Genomic DNA, 12381 nt, shown 5'->3' on the forward strand with positions numbered 1-12381 from the left:
TGGTACTCCGACAACTTCAATGTGGAGGTCCACGCCTTTGTGGAGAACGGAAAGTTCTGCGTGGTGAACAACACCTACGAGAGCCAGTCCACCACCGTCTACCGGGGCGACGGCTCCGCGTTCACCCTTTGCCTTGAACCAAATCAGATCGTCTGGTACGAAATTGAATAAAAAAGCAGCCGCATCCTTCAAGGATGCGGCTGCTTTTGGTCTGAGACGGAGTGCCGTCTGAGTGGAACGAGCGGCGGCGCTGTTTTCAAACGGAGCTTAGTAGTAAACGCCGCCTGCCGTGCCCGCAGTACCGATGGACTGGGCAATGGAGTTCACACCGGCGTTAATCTTTGCAATCAATTCGTAGTACCCCTCACTGTCCATCTCCAGAAACGGTATGGACTCCTGGGGGAAGGGACGGGTGAAACCGACCAGGGACTCAATGGAGTATCCGCCGGAGAGGGAGAGCTTCTCCTCCACCGTCTGGATGGTAAGCTCGGAGAAGTCCAGAGCGACCCGCTTGGCGGATCTGTCCGCGGTAAAGGTGCCGGAGGCGTAAAACTGGGGACCTGCTCCGTCGCCGCCCGTAGAGACGACATTCAGGCCGAAGCGGTCGCCGTCCAGTGTGTAGGAGCAGACCAGGCCAAAGGGGACGCCGCCGCTTTCGGCACAGGTCAGCGTGGCGACCAGGGCTTTTCCGCTGTCGCACTCCAGTTTAAGACGAATCTCCGCAGGCCGGCCGCGGTCCTCCGTGGGCAGGAGCGCCTCGAGAAGGACGACCCGGTTACCGGCGATATAGAAGTCGATAAGAACATCCTTCGTCAGGAAGGCTAAGCTCCTGTCAAAGCTGTCCATATACTCGTCCAAATCGAAGTAGCTGTCATCGGTGACATAGGAGAAGAACTCATCCTGGATGAGGACGCGCATAGCGTCGGAGAGGAAAACACGCAGGGCGCCGACGGGTACGGTCATGGTATACCGGGTGGCGGAGTACTCCCTGGCCACGGACTGGACTGTGGCGGAGCCGGCGTTGGCGACGGTAATCGTCTCATTGAGTTCGGCGGAGAGCCGCGCCAGCTCGGCAACGGTCTCGCCGCTCAGCGCGGAGGCGGTCTGGGTGGTGTCGCTCAGCTCAAAGAAATTGAAGCCGAACGCAGGGTCCATGGGGCTGTCCGGCCCGAAGAGCGGGGAGGCGAGTACGTCGGCGCCCAGCGTCTCTGTGTGGATAAAGTAGTAGTCCCCGGCGGTGAGCTGGTCGCTGCCGAAGGAGAGCTTATCATCCTCCAGCATAACCACAAGGGAGGCGAGGGGGCTGCGGCCCAGATAGACGGGTATCTCCAGCGCGGCCTGGCGATTTTCGCGGTCCAGCTCGATGATGTACTCAATGCCCGTGCCGGGCACATCGGCGGGACTGATGCCGAGGGAGCCGGCAAACTCCCTCGCCGTGTCCTCGGAGAGCTCGCCCAGGTGGAAGGATAGCGTCTGCCGGGTGGGCTTGTCTTTCAGCGCGGCGGTGACGGCGGCGGCGTCACCGGGCGCGTAGCTCGCCATGGTCTTGGCCATACAGCCTGCCACATAGGCCTTGGGATTTACCGCCTTGAGAATGGCCGGGAAGGCGAAGACGGCTGCGGCGGCGACCACCAGGAGGACGGCGGCCGCGATGGCGACGCCGCGCTTGAGCTTCTTTTTGTCCCGCTTGGGCGGCTCGGGCGGTGTGACGCTGCCGCCATAGAAGCCCACCGGGGCGGTCTCGGGGTTGGGGGACGACTCAGCGCCGGGACATCCCTCTGTTGGGGGGACGGTCTCTGCGGTGGGGTCGGACTCCGGGGTGGGCGGAATATCCGGATCAGGATCAACGCCGCCGGAGGGCAGGGGCCACTCGGTCAGCGGCTGACCCTCTTCGGCCGGGGCGCCGCCGGGGGTTAAATCGGTATCGCTCATCGTTTTCATCCTCTCCTGATTTCTCTGAAGACGGGGCGGCAGGGACCGGAACGGCGCTCTTGACAAGCGGCGCTCCCGGGCGTATAGTAAGACCCCTGATGGAAAGGGCGGGCCTTTCTTAAAATAACTCTACCACGGGGACGCGGGAGCGTCAAGGCAATCTGAATCGAGGTCTTTTTAATGGAATACCGTATGAGTAAATCCCTGCGGTGTATGTATACGGCGGCGGGGCTGGTCTTCGTGGGCGTGACAGTATGGCTGTGGCTGGCAGGGGGGTGGAACCGCCCCCTGGGGGACCCCACCCGCACTCTCTACCGGGTGGCGGCCATCGTGATTCTGGTGCTGGGCGTCCTCTCCCTTCTGCGGCCCTGGCGGGCGCGAATCAGGCTGGAGGACGACGAGGAGCTCTACTACTGCGACGGATATCTGGCCGCCCGCCGCTTCCCCATGGGCGAGCTGGAGCGGGTGTGCATCCGGGGCGGCAAGCGCATGGTATTCGCCTTCCGGGACGGGCACAGCGTCGGTGTGGAGTTTCTCTTTACCGGCCAGGAGAGCTTCCTTGCGGAGATGCGCACCCGCGGCATCCAGGTGGCCGGACCCGGCGCGCAGATTCATCAGTAGTGTTAAAAAAGGCGCTGCCGTTTCAAACGGCAGCGCCTTTTCTGTCATTGACCAAAGCTATCCCCATATGAGAAACGACAGGGGAGCAAGGCCTGGAATGCCCACTTATTGTAAGGGGTGCGGACTTTGCCGGTCAGGGGGCGGGCTGGTACTGCGCGGCCATTTCGTTGAGGGCCAGGATGGCGAGGCTCAGGGTGGTGTTCTCCGGGGCGTAGCGCTGGGCCTCCTGATAATAGGAGATGGCCTTGTCAATCCGCGCCCGGTCGGAGGCGGCGGCTACCGCCGCCCGGTTGCCAAGCGCAGTCAGGGCGTCGGCCATGGCGGCGCTCAGCGCCGCGTCGCGGGGGAACTGCTCCAGACCCTGGCGGAGGACGGCCAGGGCGTTATCCGGATCGTTCAGGGCCATATGGCTCCGGGCCAGCAGGAGGGGGATCTCCGCGGTGGCGTCGGAGGGAAGGCCGGAGAGCAGCTCCAGCACCTTCTGATGGTCGCCTTCGCGGTCGGCGGCGCGGGCCTTATGCAGGGCGGGGTCCTCCGGGGGGGTGAGAAGGACGGAACGGGTCAGGGTCCCGGCGGTGGCGGTATAGGCCCCAGACAGGGTCGCCGAGGCGGAGGAGAAGAGCAGAAGCGCACACAGGGTCAGCAGGGCCAGGGAGAGGCCCCGCCGCTCCGCCGGCCCCCGCCGGACGGCGCAAGCGGAGAGCAGCACGACAAGCCCGGCGGCCAGAAGGGACACGCCGGCGACGAAAATTCTCCAGGAGAGGCCGTTGTCTCTCTCCAGTGCCGAGAGAAGGGGGGCCCAGCTCCCCGGCAGCAGCGACGTGAAGGCCGAAAAGCGGATGCCCGCAAGCAGCAGAAGAAGGCCGCCTAGAGCGAGGGCGGGTCCCAGCCAGCGCCAGGCGGCCAGAGGCCGGGAGGCCAGGCGGAAGAGGGCAAGGGCCAGCCCCGCGGCCAGGAGCCAAAAGCCCGCGGCGGCGGCAGGGCTGCTGAGGCCGGCCATCAGCCGCAGCGGGGAGAGCAGGGATAGGGGGAGACCCGGCGCCGCCGCCCGGAGAGCCCCGCCGCCGCCGCCCAGGGTCAGAGCGGTGGACAGCCCGGCGGCTGTGGTCGCCAGGAAAAGGGCCAGTGAGAGCAGAAGGGGGAGCAGAACCGCCCTGGGCCAGCGGGGCGGGTAGAGGGGGAGCGGGGCTCCGTCCTCGTCCGCGCCGTACTCCTCGTCCGGCCAGTCCTCCGTCGACGCGGGGGGCGGAGGGGGGAAGGGGGGCAGGTCAGGACCCGGCGGGTTGTCGGGCACGGGCGGCTCCTCGACCGGGGGGAGATCCGGCGCGGCAGCCTCCTCCGTCAAAGGCGGGGGCCGGGTGGAGAAGGCGGCCTCCTCTCCGGCGGAGGGCGAGGGAGGTTCCAGAGTCAGGACAACGGGGGCCGCGGCCTCGTTTTCGACGTCCGGCGGCGGGAAGGCGGGCTCGGGGTCGGTAAACGGGATGGGGCCGTCCAACAGGGTGCGGCCGCAGGTGCGGCAGAACTGGTCGCCGGCGGCGTTCTTGCCGCCGCAGTATGGGCAGGTCATAAATCCACCTCCAATGGGGGGCCGTTTCAGGCTGCGGTTTCCAGGGGGACAAAGACACCGGGGGACTCCTCGCAGTAGGGCCGCCAGCCCCCCTGCCCGTCGGTAAAATAGCAGAGGGCCCGCGGGCCTGCGGGAAACAGGCTGAGGACGGCGGTATCGGACGCCGCCACATGAATCTCGCTCTCGCCGGGGAGGATATAGTGGAGCCGCCCGTCGGTGAGGAAATAAAAGACGTCGGTATATCCGCTCAGCAGGGAGGCTTCCGCCCTCTCCGTCACCAGGGCGGTGTTGCCCGACAGATCCAGGGAGTAGATGGGCCCGCCCTCCTCAAAGGACTCCTGGTAATAGGTGATGGAGAGGTCGGGGGCCGTGTCATAGGCGCGGCAGCCGCTGAGATGGAGCAGCAGGCGGGCCGGCTCTCCGCCGCGGAGGTCGGGCAGGAGGTAAAAGTCCCCCTCCCTGGTCTGGTAGAGCATCCGGCTGCGGTCGGCGGAGAGCGTGAAGGCGTATACCTGGTCGGTGAGCTTGCTGCAGGAGTAGTTCTCATCCAAATAATAGAGACCGTCCTGCGAATAGAGGACACAGTCCACGAAGGAGTCGGCGGGGGAGACGGTAAGATACTTGGACAGGCTCAAAAGACGGCTTGCGGCGCCGTTCGGCGTGCCGGGGAAGAACTGCACCGCCTCCGACAGCAATATCAGCTCCGCGCCGTCCCGGGCCAGATAGCACTTCCCGAGGCTGGTGAAGATCAGCTCCCGGCGGTTCCGGCTGACGGCCATGGAGAGCTCTGTGAGCATACGCTCCGCCAGCAGGGTGGAGACGCCGTCCCGATAGGCGTAGAGGTCTCCGCGGTTATTGTAGACGCTGGACATCTGGTAGTAGTAGAGCAGGCCGTCGTCGCTGAGCGCCAGGGGGACGCCCTGGCCGCAGACCCTCACCGGGTCTTTGCCCGGGAGAAAGAGCATCAGCCCGGCCGGTGCAGAGGAGGATACTCCCGTGGTGAAGGCCGCGGCGCTGCCGTCCGGGGAGAGGGTGACGTTCTCCAGCGCGCAGTCGTCGGAGAGCAGAACGGGCGCGCCGCCGGTGTCCGCCAGAAGATAAACGCCCCCCTCCGCAGTCTGAAAGGCCGCAGCGTCGCCGCCGTCGGAAAGGATGGCGCGCTCCACGCCGGATGTGATTGCCGTCGCTCCGGCGGCGGTGACGCGCCAGAGCGTGCCGTCGGTATCGACATAGGAGAAGACCTTGCGGTCCATGGACAGGTCGAAGCTGTAAGAGGCGTCCGCCCGGGCCACCAGGGCGGTTCCGGAATAGACAGCGATTTTCTCATAGTTCTCTCCGGAGTTGATAAGATAGAGGCAGTCCGGCTCCAGCCGGGTAACGTCGGTCACTGTCCCTCCCGGGCGGCACAACAGGACGGCGGCGACGGCGGCCAGCAGGACCAGCGCGCCCAGGCCGGCGAGGAGCAGCCGGCGGCGGCCCGGCGCTTGTTGAGCCCGGGCTGGGGAAGACGGTTCCTCCGGCGAGGGACCGCCGCCGGGGGAGAAGAGGGGAGAGACGGCGTCCCCGGGCGCGGCGTCAACCAGAGGCGCGCCGCAGCCGGCGCAGAAGAGGTCGCCCTCGTCGGCCTGTGCGCCGCAATGTCTGCAAATCATCGCTGTCCTCCTTTCGGGAGCGTGGCGGGTGCGGCCGGTTTCGGATAATCCCATTCTATGACATAATATTCCCTATTGCAAGAAAAAGCGGGCCGAGCGGAAAGAGGCGTGACAGCGGCCGGACAATATGGTATAATTGGCCCGGTCGGCGCCTGCGCTGCGCGGAGGACCGCCGCCGACGCCGTATACCATGAGACGCCGCGTGTTTGCGATATGACAAAGCACCGACGTTTCATTTCCCACACAGAAAGGAAGAACCAGATGAATCGGATGAAGCGGGCCGGGGCCACGGCCCTCGCGGCCCTTCTGACCCTGAGCCTGGCCGCCTGCAGCGGCGGAGGCGATCAGACCGCGGAGGTGGAGGCGGCCCAGGCGAAGCTGGACGCAGCCACCAGCTTTGAGTCGGTCTACCGCACCGAGATGGACTACTCCATGGCCGACGCCGACGGCGAGGCGGTCTCCGTCTCCGTGACCAACCAGATGAAGGTGACCCTCATCACCGCGCCCGAGCCCCGGCTCATGGCGGACACCACTACCGAGCTGACCTCCGGAGAGGAGCATATGAGCCAAAATATGACCATTTACATGCTGAAGGAGGGCGAGGGCTACAGCCAGTACATCACCGACGGCAGCAGATGGGCCAAGGGCACGGTGGCGAGCTCCGATATGGAGGAGATGACTCCCACCGACAGCATTCAGCTTTTCCTAGCTGAGGGCGCTGCCTTCCGAAAGGTGGGCACGGAGACCCTGGAGGGCGGAGACGCCGTCAAGTACGAGAACACCCTCAAGGGCGCGCAGCTGGTGGAGGCGCTGGACAACGTACAGCTTCTGGACAGCATCAGCTCCATGAGCGAGGACCAGCAGAGTAAAATCCGCTCCGATCTGGGAAAGAACCTGAAGGGGCTGACCGTACATATTTGGGTGGATGAGGCCACGGGCTATCCCGTCCGGTATGAGATGGACCTGACGGCTATCCTGGAGGACATGACGGACAGCATCTCCAAGACCCTGGGCGGGCACATTGAAAAGAGCGGCCGGACGATGACCCGGGCCGTGGTCAGCATGACCTGCGCCAACTTCAACTCCGCCGCCGAGATTGTCCTGCCCGACGCGGCGGCAGATGCGGAGCCGGTGGGCTGATCCAATCGGTATTGACTGCACAGACGCGGCCCCCGGAAAAATCCGGGGGCCGTTTTCCCTGCGGTGTGAGGGCCCGGGGAGGGCGGGGGATGGAGACGGCGCAGGGGGATGGCATCCGGGCGGGCCGGGGCGTCGTTGCGCGGCCCGCGGAACTTTTTTCCGCTGACGGCGTCTGTTCCATTGCTGGCAATTGGTGGGGGCGGGGAGAAATCGACGGTTCTACCGTTGCTTTTTTCGGGACAAGCCGCTATAATTATGTCAAGTATATCTATCAATCACCCGTCCGCCGGTGGGCGGAAGACCGGGAACCCCCCGGACCTGCATGGAGGTGCGCTATGAAACGAAATCGCCTTTTGGCCTGCGTCCTGGCGGCCGCAATGGTCCTCTCCCTGACCGTTGTGCCCGCCATGGCCGCTTATCCAGACGTTCCTGCCGATAATTGGGCCGCCGAATATGTAAATGACATGACCCAGAAGGGCATCTTTACCGGCATTTCGGAGGGAGGGCAGATTCTCTTCAAGCCCGACAAGCCGATGACCGCCGTGGAGGCGCTCGCCCTCTGCGCCCGCATCAGCGTGGAGACCGCCCTCCGCCAGGAGATCGGCAGGGACCGGGCGGACCAGATTGCGGGCCTGACCGGGGACGCCGCCTACTGGGCCAGGGACGAGTTTGCCACCTGCATCGAGGCGGGCATCCTCTCCTACGCGGAGCTCAAGGAGCTGTGGCAGTCCGGGGAGATCAGCAAGCCCATTGCCAAGGAGGACTTTGCCCTCTATCTGGTCCGGTCCATGCAGCTTGCGCCCATGGCGGAGAACCTGTCCACCTATACGCTGGATTTTACGGACAAGAAGGATATTACCGCCGGCATGGAGCCCTATGTCTATCTTTTAAATACATACGGAATTGTCACCGGCAATGAGAACAAGGCGTTCGCCCCCAAGAGCACCGTCACCCGCGCGGTGGCGGCCACCATGCTATCCCGCGCCATCGACTTTATGGACGAGTCGGGCACCAGCGTGGAGCTGCCCGAGTATACCGACTACAACTGGGAGGCCGGTATCATCGTCAGCGCCGCCGCGGGCGCCAAGGACAAGATTAACCTGGTCCTCAAGAGCGACATCTCCGGCGACAAGACCATCTCCATCCCCGCCGCCACCCCCATCTACGAAAACAGCATGCTGGTGGAGAGCAAGCTCCTGGTGAGCGGGACCTACGCCCGGGTCTGCTTCGACCAGGACGGCACCCCCATGGCCATCCGTCTCTCCGGCAGCGTGGAGACGGTTGCCGGGTCCGTGGTGGGCGTGTCCGACAGCACGCTGCTTCTGAACGTCAACGGCACGACGCAGAGCGTGAATTACGACCGCTTCACTGAAGTCCAGGTGGGCGGCAAGACCGGGGACCGCAGCCTCATCGACGCGGAGGCGGGCTATACCGACGCCGTCTGCCGCATCGACCAGCTGGGCCATCTGGTGGCCGTGCAGCTCACCGGGGGCACCCGCCGGGAGGAGGGCGTCATCAAGAGCGTGGAGACCCAGGCCAGCGGCGGCGCCGTGCTGGTGATCTCCGGCCTGGACGGTCAGCTCCAGCGCCTGACCGTGCCCGCCGGGACGACCATCACCGCAAACGGCCTGTCTCTCTCCAGCCTCGACGCCAGCCACGTGGGCAACTATGTGGACCTGCGGGTCTCCAACGACGACGGCACCGTCTCCTCCGCGGCCATGGACCGGGTGACCCGCTATGTCCAGGGCGCGGTGAGAAGCACCGGCAGCGCCGGCGGCGTGGATAATGTGACCGTCAGCGACCTGAGCACCAACAAGGCCACCACTTACAATCTGGCCGAGACGGCCGAGATATACTACAGCGGCAAGGCGGTCGGCCTGGGCGCGATTCAGAAGGACTGGTTCGTCACCGTCCGCGTCACTGGCGGAGAGATTACCGCACTCTACGGCTACCCGGGCTCCAAGGTGACCGAGGGGACCATCGCCGGCATCGACTATCCCAGCAGCGATACCGCCAAAATGGTGCTCTCCGTCTCCACGGCCCAGGGCGCCGTCGTCACCTTCGATCTGAACCTCTCCGATCCCCCCTCTGTTCAGCGCAGCGGGAAATCGGCCAGCCTGAGCAAGCTCCGCACCGGCGACTCGGTCACCGTGACCAGCCGCTACAACGAGGTGACCCTCATTGATTCGGTGCCCCGGAGCGCCAACGTCTCGGGCACCATTGTCGGCAAGAGCGAGACCAAGACCAGCTACACCATCGACGTGGAGCTGGACAACGGCGGCGGCACCAAGACCTATGAGCTCAACGGCAGCATCTCTGTCACCCGGGATGACAAGATCATCGACGTGAGTGAGCTGGCCGTGGACTACCATGTGGCCATGATCACCGAGGGCGACGAGGTGCTGTCCATTGACGTGGACCGGGCCGCCGGCAGCAACGCCACAAAGATCAGCGGCACCGTCATAACGGTGGAGACCAAGGAGAAGACCATCCTCTTCCGCACCTCCGATGAGAAAATCGTCACCGTGGACGTACCCGCCGGCCTCTCTATCCAGACCGTGGGGAGCGGGACCATCTCCCTGAGCAAGCTGCAGAACGGGGACAGCCTGGATATCTACGGGGAGTACAAGGACGGGAACTTTAAGGCCAGCGTAATCATCAAGATTTGACGCAGCTTCCGTTTCCCGCGAACCCGGCGCCCGGACCGATGCCTCGGTCCGGGCGTTTTTACGCCCGTGGGCGGGGGAACACGGGCGGATATTGGCCGCCCCTGGCAGAGGTGCGGCGGTCGCGGGAGATTCCCCCGGTCCGGTAAAGCCGGACAGCCCCCTTGGTAAGGGGGCCAAGAGGAGACGTGGGTCGGCGGGGCGGCTTTGGGCACTATGTCCAAAGGTGGGCAAAAGCCCGGAAAGCCTTGAAAAAACATGAAAAAATACGGCTGAAAGCCTTGACATAAGTGTATAATTGCGATATTATATCAAAGCGCCTGTTTGGGCGCAGTCTGCGATGATGCGGGAGATTGCGGTGAAAACCGGTAACTTCCGCGGAGTATGTCCGTTTATCGGGCGGCTGAGGGATCTATGCACGGGCGTATATCGCCGGCGCATGGATAAAACCGGCCTGCTTAGCGCCGGTTTTCTTCATGCCACGGAGTGATACGCACGAAGCCGTGGATAAGAAATCTCTCACCGTACGGAGCGGCAGCTTCCAACCCAACCACTTCGTATGTTTTAAGGAGGAAACACCATGGCAGCTCAGAAAGAAATGATCCGCATCCGGCTCAAGGCCTACGACCACCAGCTCATTGACCAGAGTGCCGAGAAGATTGTGGAGACCGCCAAGCGCACCGGCGCCTCCGTCTCCGGTCCCATCCCCCTGCCCACCAAGAAAGAGGTCGTGACCATCCTGCGCGCCGTCCACAAGTACAAGGACTCCCGCGAGCAGTTCGAGCGCCGCACCCATAAGCGCCTCATCGACATCCTCAAGCCCTCCCCCAAGACCGTGGAGGCCCTGATGGCGCTGGAGCTCCCCGCCGGCGTGGAGATCGAAATCAAGCTGTAAGCCCCCCGCATTTCTCCCGAATCCCAAATCAAAGCCCAGCGCAGCGGGTTTGATTTGGAGAGAAGGAGTAAGGTAGCGCAGTGAAGCCTTCCCCCACGTGAGGAAAGCGGAACGAAGCGGACTTTGTGACGAAGTCAGTACCGCAGTCCATCGCGTTTTGAGATGGACGGGTCAAGTTGAAAAACCAATGGGGAGCCCGATGCCCCACGTTTTTCAACCAATAACCTTTATAAGGAGGAAAACACATGGAAAAGGCCATTATCGGCAAGAAGGTCGGCATGACGCAGATCTTCGACGAAGCTGGCCACGTCATCCCGGTCACCGTCATTGAGGCGGGCCCCTGCGCCGTGGTGCAGAAGAAGACCGTGGAGAAGGACGGCTACAGCGCCGTTCAGCTGGGCTTCCAGGACGTCGCCGAGCGCAAGCTCTCCAAGCCCGAGCTGGGCCACCTGAAGAAGGCTGGCGTGGCGCCCAAGAAGGTCCTCAAGGAGTTCGACCTCAACAATGCCGAGTCCCTCAACGTCGGCGATGAGGTCAAGGCCGACAGCTTTGCCGAGGGCGACCGCGTGGACGTCACCGGCGTCAGCAAGGGCAAGGGCTACCAGGGCGTTATCAAGCGCTGGGGCGCCCGGCGCACCCCCATGAGCCACGGCGGCGGCCCCGTTCACCGTCACGCGGGCTCCATGGGCTCCGGTACCGATCCCAGCCGGATTTTTAAGGGCAAGATTGGCGCCGGCCACATGGGTCACGAGCAGATCACAGTCCTCAACCTGGACGTGGTCAAGGTCGACCCCGAGTACAATCTGATCGCCGTGCGCGGCGCCATTCCCGGCCCCAAGGGCGGCATCGTGTACCTGCGCAACAGCGTCATCAACGTCAAGGCCAAGGGCGCCGCGGCGGGCATCTCCAACAACCCGCAGAAGGCTTCCGGCCGTGCCAACCCGCAGAAGGCCTCTGCGCGTAACAAGTAAGAGAGGAGAGATACCAAATGCCTAAAGCAACTGTTGTTGATATGACCGGCAAGAAGGTCGGCGAAGTGGAGCTCTCCGACGCCATCTTCGGCATCGAGCCCAACCAGGCCGTTGTCCACGAGGCCGTCAAGAACCACCTGGCCAACTGCCGTCAGGGCACCCAGAGCGCCCTCACCCGCGCCGAGGTTTCCGGCGGCGGCATCAAGCCCTGGCGCCAGAAGGGCACCGGCCGCGCCCGCCAGGGTTCCACCCGCGCCCCCCAGTGGACCCACGGCGGCATCGTGTTCGCCCCCAAGCCCCGGGACTACAGCTACACCATCAATAAGAAGGTCCGCCGCCTGGCTCTGAAGTCCGCACTCTCCGCCAAAGCCGCCGAGGGCAACGTCATTGTTGTCGACGGTCTGAACCTGGGCGAGATCAAGACCAAGGCCATGGCCGGTTTCCTGACCGCCGTCGAGGCCGGCAAGGCCGTCCTCGTGACCAGCGAGGTCAACGAGAATGTGGTGCTGTCCGCCCGGAACATTCCCGGCGTGGTCACCACCACCGCCAAGCTGCTCTCCGTTTACGACATCGTGAACGCCAAGCAGTTCATCGTCGACAAGGCCGCCCTGGCCGTCATCGAGGAGGTGTTTGCGTAATGGCTACCAACGCTTATGACATCATTAAGCGCCCCATCGTGACCGAGCAGTCCATGGAGCAGACCGAGATGAAGCGCTACACCTTTGAGGTGGCCAAGAGCGCCAACAAAATTGAGATCGCCAAGGCTGTCGAGGAGATTTTCGGCGTGAAGGTCTCCAAGGTCAACACCCTGAATATGCAGGGCAAGGAGAAGCGCACCGGCGCGTATCCCAAGGGCCGCCGGCCCAGTTGGAAGAAAGCGATGGTCACCCTCACCGAGGATTCCAAGTCCATCGAGCTCTTCGAAGGCATGGTGTAA

11 protein-coding genes are annotated in these 12381 nt (G+C 64.0%); 8 read left to right on the top strand and 3 right to left on the bottom strand.

Features of this window, described 5'->3' with window-relative positions; genetic code table 11:
- Window positions 1–171, top strand: a 171-nt coding sequence (locus H8S62_RS16140) for a 1,3-beta-galactosyl-N-acetylhexosamine phosphorylase C-terminal domain-containing protein (protein WP_186920274.1), incomplete at its 5' end; no start/stop codon positions are given.
- A gap of 96 nt (window positions 172–267) precedes the next feature.
- Here H8S62_RS16140 and H8S62_RS16145 read toward each other — a convergent pair.
- Complete coding sequence (locus H8S62_RS16145) at window positions 268–1932, bottom strand: hypothetical protein (RefSeq protein ID WP_186920275.1); 1665 nt, start codon at window positions 1930–1932, stop codon at window positions 268–270.
- Window positions 1933–2112: 180 nt separating this feature from the next.
- Between H8S62_RS16145 and H8S62_RS16150 the strand changes: the two genes are divergently transcribed.
- Complete coding sequence (locus H8S62_RS16150; protein WP_155149271.1) at window positions 2113–2553, top strand: hypothetical protein; 441 nt, start codon at window positions 2113–2115, stop codon at window positions 2551–2553.
- Between the two features lie 133 nt (window positions 2554–2686).
- On the opposite strand, the gene H8S62_RS16155 is transcribed toward H8S62_RS16150, so the two are convergent.
- Window positions 2687–4120: a tetratricopeptide repeat protein gene (locus H8S62_RS16155; protein ID WP_186920276.1), complete on the bottom strand. Its 1434-nt coding sequence runs from the start codon at window positions 4118–4120 to the stop codon at window positions 2687–2689.
- A 26-nt stretch (window positions 4121–4146) separates the two neighbouring features.
- A complete protein-coding gene (locus H8S62_RS16160; RefSeq protein ID WP_186920277.1) occupies window positions 4147–5772 on the bottom strand; it encodes a zinc ribbon domain-containing protein in 1626 nt (541 codons plus the stop codon).
- A gap of 261 nt (window positions 5773–6033) precedes the next feature.
- Between H8S62_RS16160 and H8S62_RS16165 the strand changes: the two genes are divergently transcribed.
- The 6 genes from H8S62_RS16165 to rplW all read left to right on the top strand — a co-directional run bounded on the left by H8S62_RS16165 (window position 6034) and on the right by rplW (window position 12381).
- Window positions 6034–6912: a hypothetical protein gene (locus H8S62_RS16165; protein WP_186920278.1), complete on the top strand. Its 879-nt coding sequence runs from the start codon at window positions 6034–6036 to the stop codon at window positions 6910–6912.
- A gap of 335 nt (window positions 6913–7247) precedes the next feature.
- Window positions 7248–9581, top strand: a complete 2334-nt coding sequence (locus tag H8S62_RS16170) for an S-layer homology domain-containing protein (protein ID WP_186920279.1) — start codon at window positions 7248–7250, stop codon at window positions 9579–9581.
- 577 nt (window positions 9582–10158) lie between these two features.
- Window positions 10159–10473 carry a 30S ribosomal protein S10 gene (gene rpsJ / locus H8S62_RS16175; protein WP_155149261.1) on the top strand — a complete coding sequence of 105 codons (315 nt, stop codon included), beginning with the start codon at window positions 10159–10161 and terminating at the stop codon, window positions 10471–10473.
- Window positions 10474–10718: 245 nt separating this feature from the next.
- A complete protein-coding gene (gene rplC / locus H8S62_RS16180) occupies window positions 10719–11444 on the top strand; it encodes a 50S ribosomal protein L3 (RefSeq protein WP_155149258.1) in 726 nt (241 codons plus the stop codon).
- A 17-nt stretch (window positions 11445–11461) separates the two neighbouring features.
- Window positions 11462–12082, top strand: a complete 621-nt coding sequence (gene rplD, locus H8S62_RS16185) for a 50S ribosomal protein L4 (protein WP_155149256.1) — start codon at window positions 11462–11464, stop codon at window positions 12080–12082.
- The gene (gene rplW / locus H8S62_RS16190; protein WP_155149254.1) at window positions 12082–12381 is read left to right on the top strand and encodes a 50S ribosomal protein L23; all 300 of its coding nucleotides are present in this window, start codon (window positions 12082–12084) and stop codon (window positions 12379–12381) included. Before rplD ends, rplW begins: the two co-directional genes overlap by 1 nt.

Source organism: Lawsonibacter faecis, assembly GCF_014287675.1.
Lineage (GTDB): Bacteria > Bacillota > Clostridia > Oscillospirales > Oscillospiraceae > Pseudoflavonifractor > Pseudoflavonifractor faecis.